41 protein-coding genes and 1 pseudogene are annotated in these 25,148 nt (G+C 45.9%); 36 read left to right on the top strand and 6 right to left on the bottom strand.

What is annotated here, in order from left to right; genetic code table 11:
* The 36 genes and pseudogenes from KEM39_RS08215 to oxyR form a co-directional block, all read left to right on the top strand.
* A pseudogene (locus KEM39_RS08215) lies at positions 1-350 on the top strand (elongation factor Tu); the annotation flags it as partial.
* A 17-nt stretch (positions 351-367) separates the two neighbouring features.
* On the top strand, positions 368-679 hold the full coding sequence (gene rpsJ / locus KEM39_RS08210; RefSeq protein ID WP_002215394.1) for a 30S ribosomal protein S10: 312 nt from the start codon (positions 368-370) through the stop codon (positions 677-679).
* A gap of 288 nt (positions 680-967) precedes the next feature.
* The gene (locus KEM39_RS08205) at positions 968-2,032 is read left to right on the top strand and encodes a GTPase family protein (protein ID WP_211709810.1); all 1,065 of its coding nucleotides are present in this window, start codon (positions 968-970) and stop codon (positions 2,030-2,032) included.
* Positions 2,033-2,040: 8 nt separating this feature from the next.
* Positions 2,041-2,724, top strand: coding sequence for a GTPase (locus KEM39_RS08200; RefSeq protein ID WP_211709809.1), 684 nt, complete (start codon positions 2,041-2,043; stop codon positions 2,722-2,724).
* Between the two features lie 218 nt (positions 2,725-2,942).
* Positions 2,943-3,587 (top strand): 50S ribosomal protein L3, encoded by a 645-nt coding sequence (gene rplC, locus KEM39_RS08195; protein ID WP_002215400.1) that lies wholly within the window; start codon positions 2,943-2,945, stop codon positions 3,585-3,587.
* Entirely contained in the window at positions 3,587-4,207 is a 621-nt protein-coding gene (gene rplD / locus KEM39_RS08190; protein ID WP_003707135.1) for a 50S ribosomal protein L4, read from the top strand. Before rplC ends, rplD begins: the two co-directional genes overlap by 1 nt.
* Positions 4,204-4,518 carry a 50S ribosomal protein L23 gene (gene rplW, locus KEM39_RS08185; RefSeq protein WP_002231529.1) on the top strand — a complete coding sequence of 105 codons (315 nt, stop codon included), beginning with the start codon at positions 4,204-4,206 and terminating at the stop codon, positions 4,516-4,518. The genes rplD and rplW overlap by 4 nt, the downstream gene beginning before the upstream one ends.
* 5 nt (positions 4,519-4,523) lie before the next feature.
* Positions 4,524-5,357 (top strand): 50S ribosomal protein L2, encoded by an 834-nt coding sequence (gene rplB, locus KEM39_RS08180; RefSeq protein WP_002215409.1) that lies wholly within the window; start codon positions 4,524-4,526, stop codon positions 5,355-5,357.
* A 5-nt stretch (positions 5,358-5,362) separates the two neighbouring features.
* Positions 5,363-5,641 carry a 30S ribosomal protein S19 gene (rpsS, locus tag KEM39_RS08175; protein WP_002215422.1) on the top strand — a complete coding sequence of 93 codons (279 nt, stop codon included), beginning with the start codon at positions 5,363-5,365 and terminating at the stop codon, positions 5,639-5,641.
* 8 nt (positions 5,642-5,649) lie between these two features.
* Positions 5,650-5,979: a 50S ribosomal protein L22 gene (gene rplV, locus KEM39_RS08170; protein WP_002215424.1), complete on the top strand. Its 330-nt coding sequence runs from the start codon at positions 5,650-5,652 to the stop codon at positions 5,977-5,979.
* Between the two features lie 9 nt (positions 5,980-5,988).
* Entirely contained in the window at positions 5,989-6,681 is a 693-nt protein-coding gene (gene rpsC, locus KEM39_RS08165; protein ID WP_003749800.1) for a 30S ribosomal protein S3, read from the top strand.
* A complete protein-coding gene (rplP, locus tag KEM39_RS08160; RefSeq protein WP_003749802.1) occupies positions 6,665-7,081 on the top strand; it encodes a 50S ribosomal protein L16 in 417 nt (138 codons plus the stop codon). Before rpsC ends, rplP begins: the two co-directional genes overlap by 17 nt.
* A complete protein-coding gene (rpmC, locus tag KEM39_RS08155) occupies positions 7,081-7,272 on the top strand; it encodes a 50S ribosomal protein L29 (RefSeq protein WP_002215432.1) in 192 nt (63 codons plus the stop codon). Before rplP ends, rpmC begins: the two co-directional genes overlap by 1 nt.
* Positions 7,272-7,535 (top strand): 30S ribosomal protein S17, encoded by a 264-nt coding sequence (rpsQ, locus tag KEM39_RS08150; protein WP_002215433.1) that lies wholly within the window; start codon positions 7,272-7,274, stop codon positions 7,533-7,535. Before rpmC ends, rpsQ begins: the two co-directional genes overlap by 1 nt.
* Positions 7,536-7,756: 221 nt before the next feature.
* Entirely contained in the window at positions 7,757-8,125 is a 369-nt protein-coding gene (gene rplN / locus KEM39_RS08145) for a 50S ribosomal protein L14 (RefSeq protein WP_003749804.1), read from the top strand.
* An 11-nt stretch (positions 8,126-8,136) separates the two neighbouring features.
* A complete protein-coding gene (rplX, locus tag KEM39_RS08140; protein ID WP_025457697.1) occupies positions 8,137-8,460 on the top strand; it encodes a 50S ribosomal protein L24 in 324 nt (107 codons plus the stop codon).
* Between the two features lie 9 nt (positions 8,461-8,469).
* Entirely contained in the window at positions 8,470-9,009 is a 540-nt protein-coding gene (gene rplE / locus KEM39_RS08135) for a 50S ribosomal protein L5 (RefSeq protein WP_003749807.1), read from the top strand.
* Between the two features lie 2 nt (positions 9,010-9,011).
* Positions 9,012-9,317: a 30S ribosomal protein S14 gene (rpsN, locus tag KEM39_RS08130; RefSeq protein ID WP_002216244.1), complete on the top strand. Its 306-nt coding sequence runs from the start codon at positions 9,012-9,014 to the stop codon at positions 9,315-9,317.
* A gap of 15 nt (positions 9,318-9,332) precedes the next feature.
* A complete protein-coding gene (gene rpsH, locus KEM39_RS08125) occupies positions 9,333-9,725 on the top strand; it encodes a 30S ribosomal protein S8 (RefSeq protein ID WP_003749810.1) in 393 nt (130 codons plus the stop codon).
* 13 nt (positions 9,726-9,738) lie between these two features.
* Positions 9,739-10,272, top strand: a complete 534-nt coding sequence (rplF, locus tag KEM39_RS08120; protein ID WP_003749812.1) for a 50S ribosomal protein L6 — start codon at positions 9,739-9,741, stop codon at positions 10,270-10,272.
* A gap of 13 nt (positions 10,273-10,285) precedes the next feature.
* Positions 10,286-10,639, top strand: a complete 354-nt coding sequence (rplR, locus tag KEM39_RS08115; RefSeq protein ID WP_002215441.1) for a 50S ribosomal protein L18 — start codon at positions 10,286-10,288, stop codon at positions 10,637-10,639.
* A gap of 18 nt (positions 10,640-10,657) precedes the next feature.
* Entirely contained in the window at positions 10,658-11,176 is a 519-nt protein-coding gene (rpsE, locus tag KEM39_RS08110; protein WP_002215445.1) for a 30S ribosomal protein S5, read from the top strand.
* Positions 11,169-11,354: a 50S ribosomal protein L30 gene (rpmD, locus tag KEM39_RS08105; protein ID WP_025456591.1), complete on the top strand. Its 186-nt coding sequence runs from the start codon at positions 11,169-11,171 to the stop codon at positions 11,352-11,354. Before rpsE ends, rpmD begins: the two co-directional genes overlap by 8 nt.
* 1 nt (position 11,355) lies before the next feature.
* On the top strand, positions 11,356-11,790 hold the full coding sequence (gene rplO, locus KEM39_RS08100; RefSeq protein ID WP_003749814.1) for a 50S ribosomal protein L15: 435 nt from the start codon (positions 11,356-11,358) through the stop codon (positions 11,788-11,790).
* 11 nt (positions 11,791-11,801) lie between these two features.
* The gene (gene secY / locus KEM39_RS08095) at positions 11,802-13,112 is read left to right on the top strand and encodes a preprotein translocase subunit SecY (protein ID WP_025457698.1); all 1,311 of its coding nucleotides are present in this window, start codon (positions 11,802-11,804) and stop codon (positions 13,110-13,112) included.
* Between the two features lie 4 nt (positions 13,113-13,116).
* Positions 13,117-13,335 carry a translation initiation factor IF-1 gene (infA, locus tag KEM39_RS08090; RefSeq protein WP_002215452.1) on the top strand — a complete coding sequence of 73 codons (219 nt, stop codon included), beginning with the start codon at positions 13,117-13,119 and terminating at the stop codon, positions 13,333-13,335.
* A gap of 20 nt (positions 13,336-13,355) precedes the next feature.
* Positions 13,356-13,469 carry a 50S ribosomal protein L36 gene (gene rpmJ / locus KEM39_RS08085; protein WP_003697674.1) on the top strand — a complete coding sequence of 38 codons (114 nt, stop codon included), beginning with the start codon at positions 13,356-13,358 and terminating at the stop codon, positions 13,467-13,469.
* 65 nt (positions 13,470-13,534) lie between these two features.
* Positions 13,535-13,897 (top strand): 30S ribosomal protein S13, encoded by a 363-nt coding sequence (rpsM, locus tag KEM39_RS08080; protein WP_002215453.1) that lies wholly within the window; start codon positions 13,535-13,537, stop codon positions 13,895-13,897.
* Positions 13,898-13,916: 19 nt separating this feature from the next.
* The gene (gene rpsK, locus KEM39_RS08075; RefSeq protein ID WP_002216249.1) at positions 13,917-14,312 is read left to right on the top strand and encodes a 30S ribosomal protein S11; all 396 of its coding nucleotides are present in this window, start codon (positions 13,917-13,919) and stop codon (positions 14,310-14,312) included.
* 19 nt (positions 14,313-14,331) lie between these two features.
* Entirely contained in the window at positions 14,332-14,952 is a 621-nt protein-coding gene (gene rpsD, locus KEM39_RS08070; protein WP_003749818.1) for a 30S ribosomal protein S4, read from the top strand.
* Positions 14,953-14,977: 25 nt separating this feature from the next.
* On the top strand, positions 14,978-15,964 hold the full coding sequence (locus tag KEM39_RS08065) for a DNA-directed RNA polymerase subunit alpha (protein WP_002215457.1): 987 nt from the start codon (positions 14,978-14,980) through the stop codon (positions 15,962-15,964).
* 23 nt (positions 15,965-15,987) lie between these two features.
* Positions 15,988-16,356 (top strand): 50S ribosomal protein L17, encoded by a 369-nt coding sequence (gene rplQ, locus KEM39_RS08060; RefSeq protein ID WP_002216251.1) that lies wholly within the window; start codon positions 15,988-15,990, stop codon positions 16,354-16,356.
* A 146-nt stretch (positions 16,357-16,502) separates the two neighbouring features.
* The gene (gene minC, locus KEM39_RS08055) at positions 16,503-17,216 is read left to right on the top strand and encodes a septum site-determining protein MinC (RefSeq protein WP_025457699.1); all 714 of its coding nucleotides are present in this window, start codon (positions 16,503-16,505) and stop codon (positions 17,214-17,216) included.
* Positions 17,217-17,244: 28 nt separating this feature from the next.
* Positions 17,245-18,060, top strand: a complete 816-nt coding sequence (gene minD / locus KEM39_RS08050; protein WP_003690053.1) for a septum site-determining protein MinD — start codon at positions 17,245-17,247, stop codon at positions 18,058-18,060.
* A gap of 3 nt (positions 18,061-18,063) precedes the next feature.
* Positions 18,064-18,327 carry a cell division topological specificity factor MinE gene (minE, locus tag KEM39_RS08045; protein ID WP_003749826.1) on the top strand — a complete coding sequence of 88 codons (264 nt, stop codon included), beginning with the start codon at positions 18,064-18,066 and terminating at the stop codon, positions 18,325-18,327.
* Between the two features lie 3 nt (positions 18,328-18,330).
* The gene (gene oxyR / locus KEM39_RS08040; RefSeq protein ID WP_003749828.1) at positions 18,331-19,251 is read left to right on the top strand and encodes a LysR family transcriptional regulator OxyR; all 921 of its coding nucleotides are present in this window, start codon (positions 18,331-18,333) and stop codon (positions 19,249-19,251) included.
* Positions 19,252-19,340: 89 nt separating this feature from the next.
* Here the strand turns inward: oxyR and KEM39_RS08035 are convergent, their stop codons facing one another.
* The 6 genes from KEM39_RS08035 to fabZ form a co-directional block, all read right to left on the bottom strand.
* Positions 19,341-19,805, bottom strand: a complete 465-nt coding sequence (locus tag KEM39_RS08035) for a hypothetical protein (RefSeq protein ID WP_118997353.1) — start codon at positions 19,803-19,805, stop codon at positions 19,341-19,343.
* 17 nt (positions 19,806-19,822) lie between these two features.
* Positions 19,823-20,050, bottom strand: a complete 228-nt coding sequence (locus KEM39_RS08030) for an enterochelin ABC transporter (protein WP_118997354.1) — start codon at positions 20,048-20,050, stop codon at positions 19,823-19,825.
* Positions 20,051-20,124: 74 nt separating this feature from the next.
* The gene (locus KEM39_RS08025) at positions 20,125-22,962 is read right to left on the bottom strand and encodes a valine--tRNA ligase (RefSeq protein WP_118997437.1); all 2,838 of its coding nucleotides are present in this window, start codon (positions 22,960-22,962) and stop codon (positions 20,125-20,127) included.
* A 100-nt stretch (positions 22,963-23,062) separates the two neighbouring features.
* A complete protein-coding gene (lpxA, locus tag KEM39_RS08020) occupies positions 23,063-23,839 on the bottom strand; it encodes an acyl-ACP--UDP-N-acetylglucosamine O-acyltransferase (RefSeq protein WP_118997355.1) in 777 nt (258 codons plus the stop codon).
* A gap of 42 nt (positions 23,840-23,881) precedes the next feature.
* A complete protein-coding gene (locus KEM39_RS08015) occupies positions 23,882-24,562 on the bottom strand; it encodes an Abi family protein (RefSeq protein WP_118997356.1) in 681 nt (226 codons plus the stop codon).
* 186 nt (positions 24,563-24,748) lie between these two features.
* On the bottom strand, positions 24,749-25,148 hold a 400-nt coding region (gene fabZ, locus KEM39_RS08010), incomplete at its 5' end, for a 3-hydroxyacyl-ACP dehydratase FabZ (protein ID WP_211709808.1).

The raw sequence follows: 25,148 nt of genomic DNA, 5'->3' as shown, positions 1-25,148 counted from the left end.
TGCGCGGTACCAAACGTGAAGACGTGGAACGCGGTCAGGTATTGGCCAAACCCGGCACCATCACTCCGCACACCAAATTCAAAGCAGAAGTGTACGTATTGAGCAAAGAAGAGGGTGGTCGTCACACTCCGTTCTTCGCCAACTACCGTCCGCAATTCTACTTCCGTACCACCGACGTAACCGGCGCGGTTACTTTGGAAGAAGGTGTGGAAATGGTAATGCCGGGTGAGAACGTAACCATTACTGTAGAACTGATTGCGCCTATCGCTATGGAAGAAGGTCTGCGCTTTGCGATTCGCGAAGGCGGCCGTACCGTGGGTGCCGGCGTGGTTTCTTCTGTTATCGCTTAATTGAAGGATATTGATAAATGGCAAACCAAAAAATCCGTATCCGCCTGAAAGCTTATGATTACGCCCTGATTGACCGTTCTGCACAAGAAATCGTTGAAACTGCAAAACGCACCGGTGCCGTTGTAAAAGGCCCGATTCCTTTGCCGACCAAAATCGAGCGTTTCAACATTTTGCGTTCTCCGCACGTGAACAAAACTTCCCGTGAACAATTGGAAATCCGCACCCACTTGCGCCTGATGGACATCGTGGATTGGACCGACAAAACTACTGATGCGCTGATGAAGCTGGATTTGCCGGCCGGTGTTGATGTAGAAATCAAAGTCCAATAATTAGGGCTGTTGAAAATCCCCAAGCAATTAATGCTTGGGGATTTTTTATGTTATGCCGTCTGAAAGTATGCGGCGGCAAACAGATTCAAGGCAAAACAACAAAATTAAAAAACAGTGCGCCGGTGAAATCGGCTTATTTTGCGCCTCAAGAATTTTCAGACGGCATTTTTTAGTGAACAAAACAGGATATTTTTTATCCATAGCCTTCCGAAGGCTTGCCCCCCCCGAAGAAAGGTAGAATCAGACCCAGTTTTGGCAGAAGCATCCATCTGATTCTAAGGATGGATGATGTTTTATTCTCAAGTAAATAAAGGAAAGATGATGAGCCTACTTAATGTCTTTAAAGATATTTTAAACAACAAAGAATTGAATTCGGAAGAACGGCATGATTTGGAGCGGGCGGTTAAGATCTTGCAGGACACGCACGTCAATATTTTGATTACCGGAGCCACTGGTTGCGGCAAATCATCCACCATCAATGCCTTGTTCAGCATAGATCAGGCAACGGGAAAGAGTGATGGGGCGGTAAAGGAAGTCGCAAAAGTAGGCGTGGGCGTAGATCCTGAAACTATGGATATTGCCAAATATGAATTGGAGAATATGACGATTTGGGATAGTCCGGGCTTGGGCGACGGAGAGAGGGCAGACCAACAGCACCGGCGCAATATCATCAATAAGCTGCTGGAGAAAGACAGTAACGGCAATGCCGTCATCGACTTGGTTTTGGTGCTGCTTGACGGCGGCTCCAGAGACTTGGGGACATCATACGAACTGATTAACAATGTAATCATCAATACATTGAAGAAGAGCGGGGAAGGCCGTACAGACCGGTTGCTGGTTGCGATTAATCAGTGCGATATGGCGATGAAAGGGCGGAATTGGGATGCGGAAGCCGGCCGTCCGAATGCCGCCTTGGAAAACTTTTTGGAGGAGAAAGTGTGTTCGACACGCAAGCGCATTCAGGAAGCTACCGGCGTTACGGTCAACCCGATTTATTTTTCAGCGGGCTTTAAGAGTGAGGATGAGGAGCAGCGTCCCTATAACATAACCCGCCTGTTGCGTTACATCATTACGGCTATGCCGTCTGAAAAACGGGTGATTGTGGCAGAGAAGATTAATGTGGAAGAAATCGAGCGAGATACCAGCCGCCGCAAACAGGAGGAGCGGCAAGAAATCGACAGCAGTATCGGCAGTGCGCTGGAGAAAATATTGGGGGCTGCGGGAGGCGTGGTTAAAGATGTTGTTTCAACGATAGCGAGCAGTGTCGGGACGCTGATCGGCGGCGCTGCAAAAGCGATTGGAGAAACGATTGGAAGGGGGATTAGCACGATTGCCTCTTGGTTTGGCTGGTAGGAGCGCATATGCATCGTTACCGTATTTCTGAAATCGGGCAAAAAGTCACAGCAGCCGGTTTCCATCCTCTGGATGTCTTGCTTGTCGGTGCGACAGGTGTCGGCAAGTCCTCAACCTTAAATGCCTTGTTTGGCGAACAAAAAGCCAAGGTAGGCACAGGCGTGGATCCCGAAACGCAATTGGTCGAAAGCTATATGCTGAACGATGTGTTGCGGTTTTGGGACAGCGCAGGTTTGGGCGACGGGAAGGAGGCTGACCGCACACATCGGCAAAAACTGATTGATGTCCTGTCCAAAACCTACACTCATTCGGATGGGCAGTGGGGCTGGATAGATTTGGTGTTCGTTATCCTTGACGGCAGCTCCCGCGATTTGGGTACGGCTTATGATTTATTGAGGGACGTTATCCTTAAAATGATTGATCCGGATAGGGTTATTGTTGCAATCAATCAGGCGGATATGGCGATGAAAGGACGTTATTGGGATAAGGCGCTGCATCAGCCGCTGCCGAATTTGCAACAGTTTCTAGACGAGAAGGCCGAATCGGTACAAAAAAGGATTCTGGAAGCGACAGGTTTGCAGATTTCCAAACCCGTTTACTATTCGGCATACGAAAACTACCATCTCAAAGAAATAATGGATGCAGTCATCAACCATATTCCGGTTTGTCGGAGAAAGATGCATACTCTGTGATGGTCGGATACCGACCCCTTTAAAAGAGTCCGGTCCTATGCCGTCTGAAGATTCAAAACGCTTCAGACGGCATATTGAAGATATTTCTGATATTTCTGTTGATATTTCTTTGACTTGTCGGATATAATGCCGAACTTGGTACATTCGTACCAAGTTTAACTTTGTCTGAAAGACAGGCCAATCGTAGCCTGTCCCTTTACTTTAAAAGGAAAATAATCATGACTTTAGGTCTGGTTGGACGCAAAGTTGGTATGACCCGCGTGTTCGACGAACAGGGTGTTTCTGTTCCGGTAACCGTTTTGGATATGTCTGCCAACCGCGTTACACAAGTAAAATCCAAAGATACTGACGGCTATACTGCCGTTCAAGTTACCTTTGGTCAGAAAAAAGCCAATCGTGTCAACAAAGCCGAAGCCGGACACTTTGCAAAAGCAGGTGTTGAAGCCGGTCGCGGTTTGATTGAGTTTGCTTTGACTGAAGAAAAACTGGCTGAATTGAAAGCCGGTGACGAAATCACCGTTTCTATGTTTGAAGTCGGTCAACTGGTCGATGTAACCGGTACCTCTAAAGGTAAAGGTTTCTCCGGTACGATCAAACGTCATAACTTCGGTGCCCAACGTACTTCCCACGGTAACTCCCGTTCTCACCGTGTTCCTGGTTCTATCGGTATGGCACAAGACCCGGGTCGCGTGTTCCCCGGTAAACGTATGGCCGGCCAATACGGTAACACCAAAGCAACTGTTCAAAAATTGGAAGTTGTCCGTGTTGATGCAGAACGCCAACTGCTGTTGGTCAAGGGTGCTGTTCCGGGTGCGGTCAACAGCGATGTTGTAGTTCGTCCCAGCGTGAAAGTAGGTGCGTAATGGAATTGAAAGTAATTGACGCTAAAGGACAAGTTTCAGGCAGCCTGTCTGTTTCTGATGCTTTGTTCGCCCGCGAATACAATGAAGCGTTGGTTCACCAGCTGGTAAATGCCTACTTGGCGAACGCCCGCTCCGGTAACCGCGCTCAAAAAACCCGTGCCGAAGTAAAACACTCAACCAAAAAACCATGGCGTCAAAAAGGTACCGGTCGTGCCCGTTCCGGTATGACTTCTTCTCCGCTGTGGCGTAAAGGTGGTCGCGCGTTCCCGAACAAACCTGACGAAAACTTCACTCAAAAAGTAAACCGTAAAATGTACCGTGCCGGTATGGCGACTATTCTGTCCCAATTGGCTCGTGACGAGCGTTTGTTTGCTATCGAAGCGTTGACTGCTGAAACTCCTAAAACCAAAGTTTTTGCTGAACAAGTGAAAAATCTTGGTCTGGAGCAAGTGTTGTTTGTAACCAAACAGCTCGACGAGAATGTTTACTTGGCTTCACGCAACTTGCCAAACGTGTTGGTTTTGGAAGCTCAACAAGTTGATCCTTACAGCTTGCTGCGTTACAAAAAAGTCGTTATCACTAAAGATGCAGTTGCACAATTAGAGGAGCAATGGGTATGAATCAACAACGTTTGACTCAAGTGATTTTGGCACCTATCGTTTCTGAAAAAAGCAACGTATTGGCTGAAAAACGCAACCAAATGACGTTTAAAGTCTTGGCAAATGCAACCAAACCTGAAATCAAAGCTGCTGTTGAGCTGCTGTTTGGTGTTCAAGTTGCTTCTGTAACTACCGTTACAACTAAAGGCAAAACTAAGCGTTTTGGTCGTACTTTGGGCCGCCGCAGCGATGTTAAAAAAGCTTATGTAAGCTTGGCTGCCGGTCAAGAGTTGGATTTGGAAGCCGCTGCTGCAGCTGCAGATAAGGAATAAACAAAATGGCAATCGTTAAAATGAAGCCGACCTCTGCAGGCCGTCGCGGCATGGTTCGCGTGGTAACAGAAGGTTTGCACAAAGGTGCACCTTATGCACCCTTGCTTGAAAAGAAAAATTCTACTGCCGGCCGTAACAATAATGGTCATATCACCACCCGTCACAAAGGCGGCGGTCATAAACACCATTACCGTGTTGTAGACTTTAAACGTAACAAAGACGGCATTCCTGCTAAAGTAGAGCGTATCGAATACGATCCTAACCGTACTGCCTTCATCGCACTGTTGTGCTATGCAGACGGCGAGCGTCGTTACATCATTGCTCCTCGCGGTATTCAAGCCGGTGCTGTATTAGTTTCCGGCGCTGAAGCTGCCATCAAAGTAGGCAACACCCTGCCGATTCGCAACATTCCCGTTGGTACGACTATCCACTGTATCGAAATGAAACCCGGTAAAGGTGCTCAAATCGCACGTTCTGCCGGTGCTTCTGCGGTATTGCTGGCTAAAGAAGGCGCGTACGCTCAAGTTCGTCTGCGCTCTGGCGAAGTTCGTAAAATCAACGTAAATTGCCGTGCAACCATCGGTGAAGTCGGTAACGAAGAGCAAAGCCTGAAGAAAATCGGTAAAGCCGGTGCTAATCGTTGGCGCGGTATTCGTCCGACCGTACGCGGTGTTGTCATGAACCCCGTCGATCACCCGCATGGTGGTGGTGAAGGTCGTACGGGCGAAGCTCGCGAACCGGTCAGCCCATGGGGTACTCCTGCTAAAGGCTACCGCACTCGTAATAACAAACGCACGGATAATATGATTGTTCGTCGCCGTTACTCAAATAAAGGTTAATTAGTATGGCTCGTTCATTAAAAAAAGGCCCATATGTAGACCTGCATTTGCTGAAAAAAGTAGATGCTGCTCGCGCAAGCAACGACAAACGCCCGATTAAAACTTGGTCTCGTCGTTCTACCATTCTGCCTGATTTTATCGGTCTGACCATTGCCGTGCACAACGGCCGCACCCATGTGCCTGTGTTTATCAGCGACAATATGGTTGGTCATAAATTAGGCGAATTCTCATTGACCCGTACCTTTAAAGGCCACTTGGCCGATAAAAAGGCTAAAAAGAAATAAGGTGAATCATGAGAGTAAATGCACAACATAAAAATGCCCGTATCTCTGCTCAAAAGGCTCGTTTGGTAGCTGATTTGATTCGTGGTAAAGACGTTGCCCAAGCTTTGAATATTTTGGCTTTCAGTCCTAAAAAAGGTGCCGAGCTGATCAAAAAAGTATTGGAGTCAGCTATTGCTAATGCCGAGCACAATAACGGTGCGGACATTGATGAACTGAAAGTGGTAACTATCTTTGTTGACAAAGGTCCAAGCTTGAAACGTTTTCAAGCTCGCGCCAAGGGTCGCGGTAACCGCATCGAAAAACAAACTTGTCATATCAATGTGACAGTGGGTAACTAAGGAAAAGCTATGGGACAAAAGATTAACCCTACAGGCTTTCGCCTGGCGGTAACTAAAGACTGGGCTTCAAAATGGTTTGCTAAAAGCACCGACTTTTCTACTGTTTTGAAGCAGGATATCGATGTTCGCAATTATTTGCGTCAAAAATTGGCCAATGCTTCGGTTGGTCGAGTAGTTATTGAACGCCCTGCAAAATCTGCACGCATTACCATTCACTCCGCTCGTCCGGGTGTGGTTATCGGTAAAAAAGGTGAGGATATCGAAGTTTTGAAACGTGACTTGCAAGCCTTGATGGGTGTGCCTGTTCATGTAAATATTGAAGAGATCCGCCGTCCTGAGTTGGATGCTCAAATTATTGCTGACGGAATTGCCCAGCAGTTGGAAAAACGCGTTCAATTCCGTCGTGCTATGAAACGAGCAATGCAAAATGCAATGCGTTCTGGTGCTAAAGGCATTAAGATTATGACATCAGGCCGTCTGAATGGTGCGGATATTGCCCGTAGCGAATGGTATCGTGAAGGTCGCGTGCCACTGCATACTTTACGTGCAAATGTAGATTATGCAACCAGCGAAGCGCACACCACATATGGTGTATTGGGTCTGAAAGTTTGGGTTTATACGGAAGGCAATATTAAATCTTCCAAACCTGAACATGAGAGTAAACAAAGAAAGGCAGGTAGACGTAATGCTGCAGCCAACTAGACTGAAATACCGTAAGCAACAAAAGGGTCGTAATACCGGCATCGCTACTCGCGGTAATAAGGTAAGTTTCGGTGAGTTCGGCTTGAAAGCCGTAGGTCGTGGTCGTTTGACTGCCCGTCAAATCGAAGCTGCTCGTCGTACAATGACCCGTCATATCAAACGTGGTGGTCGTATTTGGATTCGTGTATTCCCTGATAAACCGATTACTGAAAAGCCTATTCAAGTTCGTATGGGTGGCGGTAAAGGTAACGTGGAATATTACATTGCCGAAATTAAACCAGGTAAAGTGTTGTATGAAATGGATGGCGTTCCAGAGGAACTGGCTCGTGAAGCATTCGAGTTGGCTGCTGCCAAATTGCCTATTCCTACAACCTTTGTAGTAAGACAGGTGGGTCAATAATGAAAGCAAATGAATTGAAAGACAAATCCGTTGAGCAGTTGAATGCAGATTTGTTGGACTTGTTGAAAGCTCAGTTTGGCTTACGTATGCAAAACGCTACTGGTCAATTAGGCAAACCAAGTGAATTGAAACGTGTACGTCGCGATATTGCTCGTATTAAAACCGTTTTAACTGAAAAAGGTGCTAAGTAATGAGCGAAACTAAAAATGTTCGTACTTTGCAAGGCAAAGTAGTAAGCGACAAAATGGATAAAACCGTAACAGTATTGGTTGAGCGTAAAGTAAAACATCCGCTGTATGGTAAGATTATTCGATTATCTACTAAAATCCATGCCCATGATGAAAATAATCAATATGGAATTGGTGATGTGGTTGTTATATCGGAATCTCGTCCATTGTCAAAAACTAAATCTTGGGTTGTCAGTGAGCTGGTTGAGAAAGCACGTTCTATTTAAGAATTAAAGCAACGTGCTTGGAATGGGAAACGAAGTATTGCAGCAAATCTAATTTGCGTGTAAACTTCGTTTCCTGTCTTTCAGTTTCTTCTGGAAGTTTCTTCCCTTTCGGGGTCCAAGACTGGTTTACTTGAACCGCAAGGTTTCATTTAATAAGCAGCGGCTTTGCTGTAAGTTATCTGAAAGTGGTAAATTAAGTTGGTTAATTTAAAGGTAATAACATGATTCAAATGCAGACCATCTTAGATGTGGCTGATAACTCTGGTGCGCGTAGAGTAATGTGTATCAAGGTATTGGGTGGGTCTAAGCGTCGCTATGCTTCGGTTGGCGATATTATTAAAGTTGCAATTAAAGATGCGGCTCCGCGTGGTCGTGTCAAGAAGGGCGATGTTTATAATGCTGTCGTTGTTCGTACTGCAAAAGGTGTTCGTCGTCCTGATGGGGCTTTGATTAAGTTTGATAACAATGCTGCTGTGTTGTTGAATAATAAGCTCGAACCTCTGGGTACTCGTATTTTTGGTCCTGTAACTCGTGAGCTGCGTACTGAGCGATTTATGAAAATCGTTTCATTGGCTCCTGAAGTATTGTAAGGGGTGGTGGAATGAATAAGATTGTTAAAGGCGATCAAGTTGTTGTTATCGCAGGTAAAGACAAGGGTAAGCGGGGTCAGGTCATCCGCGTGCTTGGTGGGAAGGTAATTGTTTCTGGTGTAAATGCTGTTAAGCGTCATCAGAAGCCGAATCCAATGCGCGGAGTTGAGGGTGGTATTATTGTAAAAGAAATGCCTTTGGATATTTCTAATGTTGCAATTCTGAATCCCGAGACAAACAAAGCAGACCGTGTTGGTATTAAATTGATTGAAACTGAAGGCAAAATTAAGCGCGTTCGTTTCTTCAAATCTAATGGCTCTATCATTGGAGCATAAGGAGATAACATGGCTCGTTTGAGAGAGTTTTATAAAAGTACTGTTGTTCCTGAGTTGGTTAAACAGTTTGGTTACAAATCGGTTATGGAAGTGCCCCGTATTGAAAAGATTACTTTAAATATGGGTGTTGGCGAAGCGGTTGCTGATAAGAAAGTAATGGAACACGCTGTGTCTGATTTGGAAAAAATTGCCGGTCAGAAACCTGTTGTAACTGTAGCCCGTAAATCTATTGCTGGTTTTAAAATTCGTGACAACTACCCTGTCGGTTGTAAAGTTACTTTGCGCCGTGATCAAATGTTTGAATTTTTGGACCGTTTGATTACTATTGCATTGCCTCGTGTTCGAGATTTTCGTGGTGTAAGCGGTAAGTCATTTGATGGTCGCGGTAATTACAACATGGGTGTTCGCGAACAAATCATTTTTCCGGAAATTGAGTACGATAAAATTGATGCTTTGCGTGGTTTGAATATTACTATTACTACTACAGCAAAAACCGATGAGGAAGCGAAAGCTTTATTGTCATTGTTTAAATTTCCGTTCAAAGGATAATCATGGCTAAGAAAGCACTTATTAATCGTGATCTGAAACGTCAAGCTTTGGCTAAAAAATATGCGGCTAAACGCGCGGCAATTAAAGCGGTAATCAATGATTCGAATGCAACTGAGGAAGAGCGTTTTGAGGCTCGTTTGAGGTTTCAATCCATTCCTCGTAATGCGGCACCTGTGCGTCAACGTCGTCGTTGTGCTTTGACAGGTCGCCCTCGTGGTACTTTCCGTAAATTTGGTTTGGGTCGTATTAAAATCCGTGAAATCGCCATGCGTGGCGAAATTCCGGGTGTTGTTAAAGCCAGCTGGTAATAGGAGTAATTAAGAATGAGTATGCATGATCCTATTTCCGATATGTTGACTCGTATCCGCAATGCGCAACGTGCTAATAAAGCAGCAGTTGCAATGCCTTCTTCAAAATTAAAGTGTGCTATTGCAAAGGTATTGAAAGAAGAAGGATATATTGAGGACTTCACAGTTTCATCTGACGTAAAGTCTATATTGGAAATTCAATTAAAATACTATGCAGGTCGTCCTGTAATTGAACAAATCAAGCGTGTATCTCGCCCCGGTTTGCGTATTTATAAAGCGTCTAGTGAGATTCCAAGTGTTATGAATGGCTTGGGTATTGCTATTGTTAGTACTTCTAAAGGTGTAATGACTGATCGTAAAGCACGTTCTCAAGGTGTTGGTGGTGAGTTGTTATGCATTGTAGCCTAGTGGAGGAAAAGAAATGTCACGTGTCGCAAAAAACCCAGTGACTGTTCCCGCTGGTGTAGAAGTAAAATTTGGAACAGAGGCATTAGTTATTAAGGGTAAGAACGGTGAATTGTCTTTTCCTTTGCATTCTGATGTAGCCATTGAATTTAATGATGGCAAATTGACTTTTGTTGCGAATAACAGCAGTAAACAAGCAAATGCAATGTCTGGTACTGCTCGCGCATTAGTCAGCAATATGGTTAAAGGTGTTTCAGAAGGTTTTGAGAAGAAATTACAATTGATAGGCGTGGGTTATCGTGCTCAAGCACAAGGTAAAATCTTGAATCTGTCTTTGGGTTTTTCTCATCCAATCGTATATGAAATGCCTGAAGGTGTCTCCGTTCAAACTCCTAGCCAAACAGAGATTGTTTTAACCGGCTCGGATAAACAAGTTGTTGGTCAAGTTGCTGCTGAGATTCGTGCGTTCCGTGCTCCTGAGCCTTATAAAGGTAAAGGTGTTCGCTATGTAGGCGAAGTAGTGGTAATGAAAGAAGCCAAGAAAAAATAATTGAGGTTCACTAATGGATAAACATACAACCCGACTCCGTCGTGCACGCAAAACCCGTGCTCGTATTGCGGACTTGAAAATGGTAAGATTATGTGTGTTCCGAAGCAATAATCATATTTATGCTCAAGTAATTAGTGCTGAAGGTGATAAAGTATTGGCCCAAGCCTCTACATTGGAAGCTGAGGTGCGCGGTAGTCTGAAATCTGGAAGCAATGTTGAAGCAGCTGCAATAGTTGGTAAACGTATTGCTGAGAAGGCTAAAGCAGCAGGTGTAGAAAAGGTTGCTTTTGATCGTTCAGGTTTCCAATATCACGGTCGTGTGAAGGCTTTGGCTGAAGCTGCTCGTGAAAATGGTTTAAGCTTCTAAATATTTGGAGACTTTCAGATGGCAAAACATGAAATTGAAGAACGCGGTGACGGTCTGATTGAAAAGATGGTCGCAGTTAACCGTGTAACCAAAGTAGTTAAAGGTGGTCGCATTATGGCTTTCTCTGCGCTAACTGTTGTTGGTGATGGAGATGGTCGTATTGGTATGGGTAAAGGTAAGTCAAAAGAGGTGCCTGTTGCAGTCCAAAAGGCGATGGATCAAGCACGACGCTCTATGATTAAGGTACCATTAAAAAATGGTACGATTCATCATGAGGTTATTGGTCGACATGGTGCTACTAAAGTATTTATGCAGCCTGCTAAAGAGGGTAGCGGCGTAAAAGCCGGTGGACCTATGCGTTTGGTTTTTGATGCTATGGGCATTCATAATATCTCCGCCAAAGTGCACGGATCTACTAACCCATATAATATCGTACGTGCAACATTAGATGGTTTGTCTAAGTTGCATACTCCTGCTGATATCGCAGCCAAACGTGGCTTGACAGTGGAAGACATTTTGGGAGTTAACCATGGCTGAACAAAAAAAGATTAGGGTTACATTGGTTAAAAGCCTGATTGGTACAATTGAATCTCATCGTGCATGTGCACGCGGTTTGGGTTTGCGTTGTCGCGAGCATACGGTAGAGGTTTTAGATACCCCCGAAAACCGTGGTATGATTAATAAAATCAGCTACTTGTTGAAAGTGGAGTCTTGATATGTTTTTGAATACAATTCAACCTGCTGTTGGTGCTACGCATGCTGGTCGTCGTGTTGGACGCGGTATTGGTAGTGGTCTTGGCAAAACGGGTGGTCGTGGTCATAAAGGTCAAAAGAGCCGGTCTGGTGGGTTTCATAAGGTGGGTTTCGAGGGTGGTCAAATGCCCTTGCAACGACGTCTCCCTAAAAGAGGTTTTAAATCTTTAACAGCATCAGCTAATGCACAGCTTCGTTTAAGTGAACTGGAATCAATTGCTGTTAATGAGATTGATATTTTGGTCTTAAAGCAAGCAGGTCTGATTGCATCTACAGTCTCTAATGTTAAAGTTATTGCTTCTGGTGAAATTTCTAAGGCAGTTGCTTTGAAGGGTATTAAAGCTACCAAAGGTGCGAGAGCTGCTATCGAGGCTGTTGGTGGTAAGATTGAAATGTAAGGTTTAATATTGTGGCTAATCAACAAACGTCATCAGGTTTATCCAAGTTTGGAGATCTTAAGAAACGTCTTTTGTTTCTATTTGGAGCATTGATTGTTTTTCGAATTGGTGCCCATATACCCGTACCTGGAGTTGATGCTGTTGCTTTAGCTAAATTATACGAAAGCGCTGGAAACGGCATCCTGGGAATGTTGAATATGTTTTCCGGTGGGTCGTTAGAGCGCTTTAGTATATTTGCAATAGGAATCATGCCATATATTTCAGCTTCTATTATTGTGCAGCTCGCTTCTGAAATTTTGCCATCATTGAAGGCTTTAAAAAAAGAAGGGGAGGCTGGTAGAAAGGTAATTACGAAATATACTAGGTATGGTACTGTTTTGTTAGCAATTCTTCAAAGTCTAGGTGTTGCATCTTTCGTATTTCAGCAAGGAGTTGTTGTAACAAGTTCATTTGAGTTTCATGTTTCCACGGTAGTTTCTTTGGTAACGGGAACCATGTTTCTTATGTGGCTTGGGGAGCAAATTACTGAAAGGGGTATCGGGAACGGTATTTCTTTAATCATTACGGCAGGTATTGCTTCAGGTATTCCTTCGGGTATTGCAAAGCTGGTTACACTGACGAACCAAGGTTCTATGAGTATACTTACGGCGTTGCTTGTTGTATTTGGTGCCTTATTATTAATTTATTTGGTTGTATACTTTGAAAGTGCACAGCGGAAGATTCCTATTCATTATGCAAAACGCCAGTTTAATGGCGGGGTGGGTAGTCAAAATACGCATATGCCTTTCAAGTTGAATATGGCTGGTGTTATTCCCCCAATTTTTGCTTCCAGTATTATTCTATTTCCATCTACTCTTTTAGGTTGGTTTGGTTCGGCTGATACAAATAGTGTTTTGCACAAAATAGCTGGATTGTTACAACACGGTCAATTGCTGTATATGGCTTTATTTGCAGCGACAGTTATTTTCTTTTGTTATTTTTATACGGCTTTGTTTTTTAGCCCTAAAGAAATGGCAGAGAATTTAAAAAAGAGTGGTGCTTTTGTTCCTGGGATTAGACCTGGTGAGCAGACCTCTAGGTATTTAGAAAAAGTTGTATTACGTTTGACATTGTTTGGAGCTCTTTATATTACAACTATTTGTTTAATTCCAGAGTTCTTAACTACGGTTTTAAATGTACCTTTTTATTTGGGTGGCACGTCTTTGTTGATTCTAGTTGTTGTAACGATGGATTTTAGTACACAAATAAATTCGTATAGGCTTACTCAACAGTATGATAAGTTAATGACTCGTTCAGAAATGAAATCATTTTCTCGGAAATAGAATTATGGCGAAAGAAGATACTATCCAAATGCAAGGTGAAATTCTTGAAACTTTACCTAATGCAACATTTAAAGTAAAACTTGAGAATGACCATATTGTATTGGGTCATATTTCTGGGAAGATGCGGATGCATTACATTCGTATTTCTCCGGGAGATAAGGTCACAGTAGAGCTGACACCTTATGATCTAACTAGGGCTCGAATTGTTTTCAGAGCAAGATAAACCAATAAAAGGAAAATAAAATGCGTGTACAACCATCTGTTAAGAAAATTTGCCGAAATTGCAAGATTATTCGTCGAAATCGTGTAGTTCGTGTAATTTGTACTGATCCCCGTCACAAACAGCGTCAAGGTTAATGGAATATTTCTTTTAATGTGATTCTGTGATATAGTGACACACTTTGCCCTAAAAAGGAAAAAATATGGCTCGTATTGCAGGGGTAAATATCCCTAATAACGCACACATCGTAATTGGTCTTCAGGCTATTTACGGTATTGGTGCTACTCGTGCTAAATTGATTTGTGAGGCTGCAAATATTGCGCCTGATACTAAAGCAAAAGATTTGGACGAGACTCAATTAGATGCTTTACGTGATCAAGTTGCCAAGTATGAAGTAGAAGGTGATTTGCGTCGTGAAGTAACTATGAGTATCAAGCGATTGATGGACATGGGCTGCTATCGTGGCTTCCGTCATCGTCGCGGCTTACCATGCCGCGGTCAACGCACTCGTACAAATGCGCGTACCCGCAAAGGTCCGCGTAAAGCGATTGCTGGTAAGAAATAAATTTTAAGGAATTTTATTAATGGCTAAAGCAAACACAGCTTCACGTGTACGTAAAAAAGTACGTAAAACCGTGAGTGAGGGTATTGTGCACGTTCATGCATCTTTCAACAATACCATCATTACAATCACTGACCGTCAAGGCAATGCGTTGTCTTGGGCTACCTCTGGCGGCGCTGGTTTTAAAGGTTCTCGTAAAAGTACACCATTTGCAGCACAAGTTGCAGCAGAAGCAGCTGGTAAAGTTGCCCAAGAGTATGGCGTTAAAAATTTAGAGGTTCGTATTAAAGGTCCAGGTCCTGGTCGCGAATCCTCTGTACGTGCTTTAAACGCTCTTGGTTTCAAGATTACCAGCATTACTGACGTTACCCCGTTGCCTCATAACGGTTGCCGTCCGCCTAAAAAACGTCGTATTTAATATTGGAGTGATTTGAAACATGGCACGTTATATTGGCCCTAAATGTAAGTTGGCACGTCGCGAAGGTACGGATTTGTTTTTGAAGAGTGCGCGCCGCTCTTTGGATTCTAAATGTAAAATTGATTCCGCTCCTGGTCAGCATGGTGCAAAAAAACCGCGTTTGTCAGACTATGGTTTGCAGTTGCGTGAAAAACAAAAAATCCGCCGTATTTATGGCGTATTAGAACGTCAGTTCCGTCGTTATTTCGCAGAAGCTGATCGTCGTAAAGGTTCTACTGGCGAGTTGCTGTTGCAATTGCTGGAATCTCGTTTGGATAATGTCGTTTATCGTATGGGTTTCGGTTCTACCCGAGCTGAAGCAAGACAGCTTGTTTCTCATAAGGCGATAGCTGTAAATGGACAAGTTGTCAATATTCCTTCTTTCCAAGTGAAAGCTGGTGATGTTGTCTCAGTTCGTGAAAAAGCCAAAAAACAGGTGCGTATTCAAGAAGCATTGGGTTTGGCAACTCAAATCGGCTTGCCGGGTTGGGTTTCTGTAGATGCAGATAAACTTGAGGGTGTGTTCAAAAACATGCCGGATCGCTCGGAATTGACCGGTGATATTAATGAACAGCTGGTGGTAGAGTTCTACTCTAAATAATGCTAGCTCAGTGAGGGACAGTTAAATGCAGAATAGCACAACCGAATTTTTGAAACCTCGTCAAATTGATGTAAATACTTTTTCTGCAACTCGTGCAAAAGTATCTATGCAGCCATTTGAACGTGGTTTCGGTCATACCTTAGGTAATGCTTTGCGCCGTATCTTACTGTCATCCATGAATGGTTTTGCTCCTACTGAAGTAGCTATTGCCGGTGTATTACACGAATATTCTACTGTTGATGGTATTCAGGAAGATGTTGTTGACATTTTACTGAATATTAAAGGTATTGTGTTTAAACTCCATGGTCGTAGCCAAGTTCAACTTGTGTTGAAGAAATCAGGTTCAGGTGTCGTATCTGCCGGTGATATTGAGTTGCCGCATGATGTAGAAATTCTGAATCCTGGTCATGTCATTTGTCATTTGGCTGATAACGGTCAAATTGAGATGGAAATTAAAGTGGAGCAAGGTCGTGGTTATCAATCTGTTTCAGGTCGTCAGGTAGTTCGTGATGAGAACCGTCAGATTGGTGCAATCCAGTTGGATGCGAGTTTTTCGCCCATCAGCCGTGTTAGCTTTGAGGTTGAACCTGCACGTGTAGAGCAGCGGACGGATCTTGATAAGTTGGTTTTGGATATCGAAACCGACGGTTCTATTGATCCTGAGGAAGCTGTACGCAGTGCGGCACGTATTTTGATTGATCAGATGTCTATTTTTGCTGATTTGCAGGGTACTCCTGTGGAGGAGGTTGAAGAAAAAGCACCTCCTATCGACCCTGTTCTTTTGCGTCCGGTAGATGATCTGGAATTGACAGTACGTTCAGCTAATTGTTTGAAAGCTGAGGATATTTATTATATTGGCGATTTGATTCAACGCACTGAAACCGAGCTTCTTAAAACGCCGAATTTGGGACGTAAATCTTTGAATGAGATCAAGGAAGTATTGGCATCTAAAGGTTTGACACTGGGTTCTAAGTTGGAAGCATGGCCACCTGTAGGCTTGGAAAAGCCTTAATGAAGAATTAAAGGATAATTGATATGCGTCATCGTAATGGCAATCGCAAATTAAACCGTACCAGCAGTCATCGTGCTGCAATGCTGCGTAATATGGCGAATTCATTATTGACTCACGAAACTATTGTAACAACTCTGCCTAAGGCCAAGGAATTGCGCCGTGTAGTAGAGCCGTTGATTACATTGGGTAAAAAACCGTCATTGGCAAACCGCCGTTTGGCATTTGACCGTACTCGCGACCGTGATGTTGTGGTAAAACTGTTTGGCGATTTGGGTCCTCGTTTTACTGCTCGTAACGGTGGTTATGTTCGAGTGTTGAAATACGGATTCCGTAAAGGTGATAATGCACCTCTGGCACTGGTTGAATTGGTTGACAAACCGGCTGCTGAGTAATTTTAGTCGTATAACGCCATCTGCCGAAAAGCAGGTGGCGTTATTTTTGCAATATCTGATAGGTAATAGGGTATTGGCTATTATGTTTAAAATATTAATTGAATAGCTAGGGTTTGCGCGGTAAACTTACATCATTAAAAAATTCTATGATGGTCTATATGATGAATGCCTTCGATATAAAGTCGACAAAGATGGACGTATTGTCTATATCTTTGCATACATCAGACTTGTTTGATTTGGAAGATGTGTTGGTCAAATTGGGCAAGAAGTTTCAAGAGTCTGGTGTTGTTCCATTTGTTCTGGATGTTCAAGAGTTTGATTATCCCGAGTCTTTGGATCTTGCTGCATTGGTTTCGTTGTTTTCAAGGCATGGTATGCAAATTTTGGGTCTGAAGCATTCTAATGAACGTTGGGCTGCTGTGGCTATGAAGTATCATTTGCTGTTTTGTCTGTCTCATTCGGAAAATGTTAAAGAACTGGGTCAGGTTGAGGTGCAGAAAACGGAGGATGGTCAGAAAGCAAGGAAAACAGTATTGATTACATCCCCTGTCCGTACCGGTCAGCAGGTTTATGCCGAAGATGGCGATTTGATTGTTACGGGGGCGGTCAGTCAGGGGGCGGAATTGATTGCGGATGGCAATATACATATTTATGCGCCGATGAGGGGGCGTGCTTTGGCCGGCGCCAAGGGTGATACTTCTGCCCGTATATTTATCCACTCCATGCAGGCAGAACTGGTTTCTGTGGCGGGTATTTACCGTAATTTTGAACAGGATTTGCCGGATCATCTGCACAAGCAGCCGGTACAGATATTGTTGCAGGATAATCGGTTGGTTATCAGTGCAATTGGCTCAGAGTAATTGTTTGATATTTTAAAAAGGAAATATTGTGGCAAAAATTATTGTAGTAACTTCAGGTAAGGGCGGTGTCGGTAAAACGACTACCAGTGCCAGTATTGCGACAGGTTTGGCATTACGCGGATATAAAACGGCGGTAATTGATTTTGATGTGGGCTTGCGTAACCTCGACCTCATTATGGGCTGCGAGCGTCGTGTCGTTTATGACCTGATCAATGTCATTCAGGGTGAGGCGACACTCAACCAGGCTTTGATTAAAGATAAAAATTGTGAAAACCTGTTTATTTTGCCGGCTTCCCAGACTCGGGATAAAGACGCTTTGACACGCGAGGGTGTCGAAAAAGTGATGCAGGAGCTGTCCGGCAAGAAAATGGGTTTTGAGTATATTATTTGCGACTCTCCCGCCGGTATTGAGCAGGGTGCATTGATGGCGTTGTATTTTGCTGATGAAGCCATTGTAACGACCAATCCTGAGGTTTCCAGTGTGCGTGACTCCGACAGGATTTTGGGAATTTTGCAAAGCAAATCCCGTAAGGCAGAGCAAGGCGGTTCGGTTAAAGAACATCTGTTGATTACGCGTTATTCTCCCGAACGTGTGGCAAAAGGCGAAATGCTGTCTGTACAGGATATTTGCGATATTCTGCGTATTCCTTTGCTGGGTGTGATTCCCGAATCCCAAAACGTCTTGCAGGCATCCAATTCCGGAGAACCGGTCATCCATCAGGACAGCGTAGCGGCTTCCGAGGCATATAAGGACGTTATTGCCCGTCTTTTGGGCGAGAACCGTGAAATGCGTTTCTTGGAAGCTGAGAAAAAAAGCTTCTTCAAACGTCTGTTCGGAGGATAAGGTATGTCATTGATCGAACTTTTATTCGGCAGAAAGCAGAAAACGGCAACCGTTGCCCGCGACCGCCTTCAAATCATCATTGCCCAAGAGCGCGCTCAAGAAGGTCAGGCTCCGGATTACCTGCCGACTTTACGTAAAGAGTTGATGGAAGTCCTGTCCAAATATGTGAATGTTTCATTAGACAATATCCGTATTTCCCAAGAAAAGCAGGATGGTATGGATGTGCTTGAGTTGAACATTACTTTGCCGGAACAGAAAAAGGTATAGGACATGACCTTAACCGAATTGCGGTACATCGTCGCAGTCGCCCAAGAACGTCATTTCGGCAGGGCGGCGCGGCGTTGTTTTGTCAGCCAGCCCACTTTGTCTATTGCCATTAAGAAATTGGAAGAAGAGCTTGCCGTCTCTTTGTTTGACCGGAGCAGCAACGATATTATTACGACCGAGGCGGGGGAACGTATCGTTGCACAGGCGCGTAAGGTATTAGAAGAGGCGGAGCTTATCAGGCATTTGGCAAATGAAGAACAAAACGAGCTGGAGGGTGCGTTCAAACTCGGGCTGATTTTCACGGTTGCGCCGTACCTGTTGCCGAAATTGATTGTTTCGTTGCGCCGTACTGCACCGAAAATGCCTTTGATGTTGGAAGAGAATTACACGCATACTTTGACTGAGTCGCTCAAACGCGGGGACGTTGACGCGATTATCGTTGCCGAACCGTTTCAAGAGCCGGGCATTGTTACCGAACCCTTGTATGACGAACCGTTTTTCGTGATTGTCCCGAAAGGGCATTCATTTGAGGAACTGGATGCCGTTTCGCCTCGGATGCTGGGTGAGGAGCAGGTTTTGCTGCTGACGGAAGGCAACTGTATGCGGGATCAGGTGCTCTCAAGCTGTTCCGAATTGGCGGCGAAACAACGCATACAGGGGCTGACCAATACATTGCAGGGCAGCTCGATCAATACAATCCGCCATATGGTTGCCAGCGGTTTGGCAATCAGCGTGTTGCCGGCAACCGCGCTGACCGAAAACGATCATATGCTGTTCAGCATTATTCCGTTTGAGGGTACGCCGCCAAGCCGGCGGGTCGTATTGGCGTACCGCCGCAATTTTGTCCGTCCGAAGGCATTGTCGGCGATGAAGGCGGCGATTATGCAGTCGCAGCTTCACGGGGTAAGTTTTATCCACGACTAGGCGCAGGCAATGCCGTCTGAAACGGGTTTCAGACGGCATTTGTTATCTAGTCATCAATCAGACAAACTTATCTGATCTACAAGTGTTTTTTACTTCACTTTCGTACATACATCACGGGAAGTTCCGTCTTCAGATACCAATTTTCCTGTTTTATCTATTTGATATACTCCATCTTTACCGGGTTTGTCCATCTGCGCGACCAATCCGGTGTACATCATGCTTTCCAAGAGTCGTCCATCCTCCGACTTTTCCAACCACGCCAGCGTTTCGGGGCTGTGCTGTCGTGAAACTTCGCTATATTTGATTTGGCTTTCCGTCAAGGCATTGTTTTCAAAACGCCATTTCCCTGAGCCGACAACACGGTATGCCAAGATATTGCCGTCATCATCAATTTTGAGTATAGCATCGCCACGGAAACTGCCGTCCTGAAGATATTCGACTTTTGCATCACCGTGAATGTTTTCATCAGTGCCGATGCAATGCCATGTACCGACAATCGGAGAAGCTAAGGCGGTTGTTGCGGATAAAAGTACCGGCAGAATAAAGAGTTTCATCGTATTTCCTTTGACGTTCAAGAAATATAAATCACGAGACCTGCAATCAGTGCCAGCTGGACACCCAACTTCATCAGTGCGGTACGGCTGACGAAGTAGATAAACCAAGTGCCGGTCAGAATCAACAATAGAATAATCAGCCACGGCCGCCATTTGTTGAGGTGGACGGCTTCGGTAAAGCAGGTATGAATATGAAGTACGATGATGGCTACGACAAGCAATATAGGCACGATAAAGTCCATCATTTGATTTCCTTTTGATGAGGCTGTCTGAAAACACTGGTTTCAGGTTTTCAGACGGCCTTGTTTATTCAATCAAATCAGTCTTTCAACTTCGCCAACTGAGTTTGCACTTTTGCCATTTTGTCTTCCAACTCCGCCAAATCGGCTTTGTCTTTTTCCACCAAATGCGCGGGGGCTTTTTCGGTGTAGCCGGGTTTGGAAAGTTTGGCATTGAGTTTGTCCAAGGCTTTTTGCAGCTTCTCGGCTTCTTTGCTCAAACGGGCGGTTTCGGCGGCTTTGTCGATTTCGACTTTCAGCATCAGGCGCGCGCCGTTGCAGACGGCGACGGGGGCATCTTCGCTTTCGGGCAGGGCGGCGACTTGCCGTGCTTCGGTCAGGCGGGTCATCATCGGCAGGTATTTGAGGTAGTCCGCCAAGTCGTCCGCGCTTTCGACAAACAGCGGGGCTTTTACGTTGGGCTGGATGCCCATTTCGCCGCGCAGGTTGCGGACGGCGCCGATCAAATCCTGCAGCACGGTCATTTGCCCGAATGCCGTCTGAACAATCTCGCCGCCGTCGGCTTCGGGGAAGCGGGCGAGCATAATGCTGTCGGCGGTTTTCGCGTCGCACATAGGGGCGACGGTTTGCCACAATTCTTCGGTGATGAACGGGATAATCGGATGCAGCAGGCGCAGGGCGGCTTCGAGTACGCGCAATAAGGTATGGCGTGTGGCGCGTTGGCGGCTGGCACAGCCGGTTTGAAGCTGCACTTTGGCGAGTTCCAAATACCAGTCGCAATAGTCGTTCCATACGAAGCTGTACAGGGTTTCCGCCGCCAAATCAAAGCGGTAGGTCTCGTAGGCTTGCGTAACCTGCCCGATGGTCTGATTCAGACGGCCTACAATCCACATATCGGGGAAGGAATAGCCGCGCGGTTCGGCGGCGGTTGCGCCGTAGCCGCAGTCTTGGTTTTCGGTGTTCATCAAGACGAAGTTGGTGGCGTTCCAGATTTTGTTGCAGAAGTTGCGGTAGCCTTCGGCGCGTTTGAAGTCGAAGTTGACGCTGCGCCCCAAGCTGGCGTAACTCGCCATGGTGAAGCGCAAAGCGTCCGCGCCCATGCTGGGGATACCTTCGGGGAAGAGTTTCTTCGTGGCTTCTTCTACTTTGGGCGCGGTTTCGGGTTTGCGCAGGCCGGTGGTACGTTTCACCAACAGTTTGTCCAAGTCGATGCCGTCAATCAAATCGACAGGGTCGATGACGTTGCCTTCGGATTTGGACATTTTTTTGCCTTCGTGGTCGCGCACGATGCCGTGGATGTACACGTCTTTAAACGGTACTTTGCCGGTAAAGTGGGTGGTCATCATAATCATGCGCGCCACCCAGAAGAAGATGATTTCGTAGCCGGTAACCAAGACGTTGGACGGCAGGAAGGCTTTGAGTTCGTCGGTTTCAGACGGCCAGCCGAGCGTAGAGAACGGCACGAGTGCGGAGGAGAACCATGTGTCCAATACGTCTTCTTCGCGGGTCAAACCGGTTTTGCCGGCCTGTTTTTCGGCTTCCGCCTGATTGCGGGCAACGTACACATTGCCTGCTTCGTCGTACCACGCGGGGATTTGATGACCCCACCACAGTTGGCGCGAGATACACCAGTCTTGGATGTTGTTCATCCATTGGTTGTAAGTGTTGACCCAGTTTTCAGGGATAAAGCGCACTGCGCCGCTGTCGACGGCTTTTTTGGCTTTGTCGGCGAGGCTCAAGCCTTTGAATTCGCTGTCAGGCTCGCCGCCGTTCGGTGTGGCGGACATGGCGACAAACCATTGGCTGGTCAGCATCGGCTCAATCACGGAACCGGTACGGTCGCCTTTCGGCGTCATCAGCGTGTGCGCTTTGATTTCGACCAAGAAGCCTTGTTCCTGCAAATCGGCAACCATTTGTTTACGCGCGGCAAAGCGGTCTAAGCCCGCGTATTTTTCAGGCAGGGCAAAGCCTGGTTGCGCTTCGCCTTTGAAGTTGAACACTTCGGCGTTTGCCAATACTTTGGCTTCCAAGTCGAACACATTAATCAGGCGCGTGTCGTGGCGTTTGCCGACTTCGTAGTCGTTGAAGTCGTGCGCAGGCGTGATTTTCACGCAGCCTGTGCCGAAGTCTTTTTCAACGTATTCGTCGGCAATCACGGGGATGGTACGGCCGGTCAGCGGCAGGATTAATTCTTTGCCGATTAAATGGGTGTAACGTTCGTCTTCGGGATTAACGGCAACGGCAACGTCGCCCAGCAACGTTTCAGGGCGGGTGGTCGCCACGATAACGGCTTCAGCGGGATTGTCCGCCAGCGGATAGCGGATGTGCCACATAGAGCCTTGTTCTTCCACGCTTTCCACTTCCAAATCCGATACCGCCGTGCCAAGCACGGGATCCCAGTTCACCAAGCGTTTGCCTCGGTAAATCAAGCCCTGTTCATACAGACGCACGAACACTTCGGTTACGGTTTCAGCTCGCACGTCGTCCATCGTGAAATACTCGCGCGTCCAGTCGGCAGAACAACCCACGCGGCGCATTTGCTGGGTAATCGTACCGCCGGAAACTTCTTTCCATTCCCACACTTTTTCCAAGAATTTTTCGCGCCCCAAGTCATGACGGGACACGTTTTGCGCGGCAAGCTGACGCTCGACCACGATTTGCGTGGCGATGCCCGCGTGGTCGGTGCCCGGAATCCAGGCGGTGTTGCAGCCTTTCATGCGGTAGTAGCGGGTCAGACCGTCCATGATGGTTTGGTTGAAGGCATGTCCCATGTGCAGCGTGCCGGTTACGTTGGGCGGCGGCAGTTGGATGGAGAAAGACGGTTTCGTCAAATCCATATCGGGCTGGAAATAGCCTTGGCTTTCCCAGTTTTGATAGTGTTTGGATTCGATTTCGGCGGGGGAGTATTTGTCTAACATATGAAGCCCTGAGAAATAAGATGATTTGATGGTTTGAATTATAGCGCAAATGCCGTCTGAAACGCTTTTGGAGGTTTCAGACGGCATCAAAAGGGTACGGTCAGCGGATGATGCCGCGCGTCGATTGTGCGAAAAAGTCTCGGAATACGGCAAGCTCGGCTTGGGTTTCGGCGTGGCGGAGGATGTCTGCCTTGGCTTCTTCAAACGGAATGCCGCGATGGTAGAGGGTTTTGTACACGTCTTTGACGGCGGAAATCTGCTCTGCGGTAAAACCGTTGCGGCGCATGCCTTCGCTGTTGAGCCCCGCCGGTTCGGCGCGGTAGCCCGATGCCATGAAGTAGGGCGGTACGTCTTTGTGTACGCCTGCGGCGAAGGCGGTCATGGCGTAGTCGCCGATGCGGCAGAATTGGAAAACCAGCGTGTAGCCGCCCAAAACGACGTAGTCGCCGATGGTAACGTGTCCGGCAAGCGAGGCGTTGTTGGCGAAAATGGTGTGGTTGCCGACCACGCAGTCGTGCGCGAGGTGGCAGTACGCCATAATCCAGTTGTCGTCGCCGATACGGGTTTCGCCGATGCCGGTTACCGTGCCTAAATTAAAGGTGGTGAATTCGCGGATGGTGTTGCCGTTGCCGATAATCAGCTTGGTCGGCTCGTCGCGGTATTTTTTGTCCTGCGGAATTTCGCCGAGGCTGGCAAATTGGAAAATGCGGTTGTTTTCGCCGATGCTGGTGTGGCCGTTGATGACGGCGTGCGGGCCGATTTCGGTATTCGCACCGATTTGGACGTTGGGGCCGATAACGGTGTACGCGCCGACTTTGACGCCGGAGTCGAGTTCGGCTTTGGGGTCGATGACGGCGGTCGGGTGGATAAGGGTCATGTTTTTAATACTCCGCTGCTTGTTAAGACAAATAATAGAAAATTACAGTTTGTCGATTTCATCGCAGACCGCAATCACTTGATCGCTAAAATGGCTAAATACTGAAGTAGTATCTACATCCATGTAATTAAGCAGTTCAAAAATAGATTGGTGAATATTTCTAGCGTAGTTGGTATCTTTTATTGCACCTTTAAAACAAATCGGTTCGTGATGTGCCAAACGATTACGGAAATTGTTAATATTGGAAAGTTCTCGAAAAATCCATTTTTGGTTATATTGCACACTTGGTGTAGATTTGGGCTTTTTTGGAAAAACTTTCATCAATACTTTCCCTGTAGCATCAAATTGAGCATCTTTCCCTCCCGCAAACAGATACCGCCAAAAACCGAATCCTAGTCCTGCAACCAATTGGTTGTGGTCAAATTTTCCCCCGCTATTATTTTGTATTTTAGATAATACAACCTTGATTAATTCAGCAGATTCTTTCGTACCATTTCTTAAAAAGCAACCTTGATATTTCAATGCAGGATTCGTTTGTGGCTGTATGCTATCATATAACCAGTTTCTGTCTTTAAACTCCTGTTGAAGGCAAATGTCAATTTTGCTTCTTAAAACAATCTCAAATATTGAAACAACATGAAAAAGTTCTCTTGATAAAGATAGATTCAATAAATACAATTCAGCCGCTTTGTCTTCCCCAACGGCATTTTTATATCGTTCCATTCTGAAATCAGAAAAAATACTACAGCATTCCTTATAATCCACTATAAAATTGACGTTTCAAACTATATTTGATACAGTTAGATAAAACTAATCCCCACCGTGTCCCTGGGTTTGAATAAACCTAAACCGGTGGGTTTTCTTTTTATTAGATCGTCTGAAACTTTCAGACGACCTTTTTCTGAACACTCAAACTACGCGTTTGGCGCACATAATCACGGCTTCGACGGCAACTTGCCCGTCCACTTTGGCAACGGCGTTGAATTTGCCGATGCCGCGCCGGCTGGTCAGCAGCTCGACTTCAAAGACGAGTTGGTCGCCGGGGATGACTTGGCGTTTGAAACGGGCTTCGTCTATACCGGCGAAGAAGAAGAATTCGTTTTCCTTGCGGCCGCCTTCGCTGAGGATGGCGAGTGTGCCGCAGGCTTGCGCCATCGCTTCGATGATGAGTACGCCGGGCATCACGGGCAGGTCGGGAAAGTGGCCTTGGAACTGGGGTTCGTTTATGGTTACGTTTTTGATGGCGGTTAGGGTTTTCATCGGCTCGAAGGCGGTGATGCGGTCGAGCTGGAGAAACGGGTAGCGGTGG

Origin of the sequence: Neisseria sp. Marseille-Q1983, from assembly GCF_018224585.1 — a bacterium.
Lineage (GTDB): Bacteria > Pseudomonadota > Gammaproteobacteria > Burkholderiales > Neisseriaceae > Neisseria > Neisseria polysaccharea.
This window is presented reverse-complemented; position numbering and strand designations above follow the sequence as displayed.

What these genes read in the sequence shown, in the direction of transcription:
- rpsK (WP_002216249.1), top strand. Translation starts at nt 13,917, where the DNA reads ATGGCTAAAGCAAACACAGCTTCACGTGTACGTAAAAAAGTACGTAAA.
- rpsD (WP_003749818.1), top strand. Translation starts at nt 14,332, where the DNA reads ATGGCACGTTATATTGGCCCTAAATGTAAGTTGGCACGTCGCGAAGGT.
- rpsH (WP_003749810.1), top strand. Translation starts at nt 9,333, where the DNA reads ATGAGTATGCATGATCCTATTTCCGATATGTTGACTCGTATCCGCAAT.
- rplN (WP_003749804.1), top strand. Translation starts at nt 7,757, where the DNA reads ATGATTCAAATGCAGACCATCTTAGATGTGGCTGATAACTCTGGTGCG.
- rplV (WP_002215424.1), top strand. Translation starts at nt 5,650, where the DNA reads ATGAGAGTAAATGCACAACATAAAAATGCCCGTATCTCTGCTCAAAAG.
- rpsQ (WP_002215433.1), top strand. Translation starts at nt 7,272, where the DNA reads ATGAGCGAAACTAAAAATGTTCGTACTTTGCAAGGCAAAGTAGTAAGC.
- rpmD (WP_025456591.1), top strand. Translation starts at nt 11,169, where the DNA reads ATGGCTGAACAAAAAAAGATTAGGGTTACATTGGTTAAAAGCCTGATT.
- minE (WP_003749826.1), top strand. Translation starts at nt 18,064, where the DNA reads ATGTCATTGATCGAACTTTTATTCGGCAGAAAGCAGAAAACGGCAACC.
- KEM39_RS08025 (WP_118997437.1), bottom strand. Translation starts at nt 22,962, where the DNA reads ATGTTAGACAAATACTCCCCCGCCGAAATCGAATCCAAACACTATCAA.
- rplO (WP_003749814.1), top strand. Translation starts at nt 11,356, where the DNA reads ATGTTTTTGAATACAATTCAACCTGCTGTTGGTGCTACGCATGCTGGT.
- rpsM (WP_002215453.1), top strand. Translation starts at nt 13,535, where the DNA reads ATGGCTCGTATTGCAGGGGTAAATATCCCTAATAACGCACACATCGTA.
- KEM39_RS08205 (WP_211709810.1), top strand. Translation starts at nt 968, where the DNA reads ATGTTTTATTCTCAAGTAAATAAAGGAAAGATGATGAGCCTACTTAAT.
- rpsE (WP_002215445.1), top strand. Translation starts at nt 10,658, where the DNA reads ATGGCAAAACATGAAATTGAAGAACGCGGTGACGGTCTGATTGAAAAG.
- rpmC (WP_002215432.1), top strand. Translation starts at nt 7,081, where the DNA reads ATGAAAGCAAATGAATTGAAAGACAAATCCGTTGAGCAGTTGAATGCA.
- KEM39_RS08030 (WP_118997354.1), bottom strand. Translation starts at nt 20,050, where the DNA reads ATGATGGACTTTATCGTGCCTATATTGCTTGTCGTAGCCATCATCGTA.
- KEM39_RS08015 (WP_118997356.1), bottom strand. Translation starts at nt 24,562, where the DNA reads ATGGAACGATATAAAAATGCCGTTGGGGAAGACAAAGCGGCTGAATTG.
- rplF (WP_003749812.1), top strand. Translation starts at nt 9,739, where the DNA reads ATGTCACGTGTCGCAAAAAACCCAGTGACTGTTCCCGCTGGTGTAGAA.
- rplX (WP_025457697.1), top strand. Translation starts at nt 8,137, where the DNA reads ATGAATAAGATTGTTAAAGGCGATCAAGTTGTTGTTATCGCAGGTAAA.
- infA (WP_002215452.1), top strand. Translation starts at nt 13,117, where the DNA reads ATGGCGAAAGAAGATACTATCCAAATGCAAGGTGAAATTCTTGAAACT.
- rpsJ (WP_002215394.1), top strand. Translation starts at nt 368, where the DNA reads ATGGCAAACCAAAAAATCCGTATCCGCCTGAAAGCTTATGATTACGCC.
- rplQ (WP_002216251.1), top strand. Translation starts at nt 15,988, where the DNA reads ATGCGTCATCGTAATGGCAATCGCAAATTAAACCGTACCAGCAGTCAT.
- minC (WP_025457699.1), top strand. Translation starts at nt 16,503, where the DNA reads ATGATGGTCTATATGATGAATGCCTTCGATATAAAGTCGACAAAGATG.
- rplR (WP_002215441.1), top strand. Translation starts at nt 10,286, where the DNA reads ATGGATAAACATACAACCCGACTCCGTCGTGCACGCAAAACCCGTGCT.
- KEM39_RS08035 (WP_118997353.1), bottom strand. Translation starts at nt 19,805, where the DNA reads ATGAAACTCTTTATTCTGCCGGTACTTTTATCCGCAACAACCGCCTTA.
- rpmJ (WP_003697674.1), top strand. Translation starts at nt 13,356, where the DNA reads ATGCGTGTACAACCATCTGTTAAGAAAATTTGCCGAAATTGCAAGATT.
- rpsS (WP_002215422.1), top strand. Translation starts at nt 5,363, where the DNA reads ATGGCTCGTTCATTAAAAAAAGGCCCATATGTAGACCTGCATTTGCTG.
- lpxA (WP_118997355.1), bottom strand. Translation starts at nt 23,839, where the DNA reads ATGACCCTTATCCACCCGACCGCCGTCATCGACCCCAAAGCCGAACTC.
- rplD (WP_003707135.1), top strand. Translation starts at nt 3,587, where the DNA reads ATGGAATTGAAAGTAATTGACGCTAAAGGACAAGTTTCAGGCAGCCTG.
- oxyR (WP_003749828.1), top strand. Translation starts at nt 18,331, where the DNA reads ATGACCTTAACCGAATTGCGGTACATCGTCGCAGTCGCCCAAGAACGT.
- rplB (WP_002215409.1), top strand. Translation starts at nt 4,524, where the DNA reads ATGGCAATCGTTAAAATGAAGCCGACCTCTGCAGGCCGTCGCGGCATG.
- rplE (WP_003749807.1), top strand. Translation starts at nt 8,470, where the DNA reads ATGGCTCGTTTGAGAGAGTTTTATAAAAGTACTGTTGTTCCTGAGTTG.
- rpsN (WP_002216244.1), top strand. Translation starts at nt 9,012, where the DNA reads ATGGCTAAGAAAGCACTTATTAATCGTGATCTGAAACGTCAAGCTTTG.
- rplW (WP_002231529.1), top strand. Translation starts at nt 4,204, where the DNA reads ATGAATCAACAACGTTTGACTCAAGTGATTTTGGCACCTATCGTTTCT.
- rpsC (WP_003749800.1), top strand. Translation starts at nt 5,989, where the DNA reads ATGGGACAAAAGATTAACCCTACAGGCTTTCGCCTGGCGGTAACTAAA.
- rplP (WP_003749802.1), top strand. Translation starts at nt 6,665, where the DNA reads ATGCTGCAGCCAACTAGACTGAAATACCGTAAGCAACAAAAGGGTCGT.
- rplC (WP_002215400.1), top strand. Translation starts at nt 2,943, where the DNA reads ATGACTTTAGGTCTGGTTGGACGCAAAGTTGGTATGACCCGCGTGTTC.
- KEM39_RS08065 (WP_002215457.1), top strand. Translation starts at nt 14,978, where the DNA reads ATGCAGAATAGCACAACCGAATTTTTGAAACCTCGTCAAATTGATGTA.
- KEM39_RS08200 (WP_211709809.1), top strand. Translation starts at nt 2,041, where the DNA reads ATGCATCGTTACCGTATTTCTGAAATCGGGCAAAAAGTCACAGCAGCC.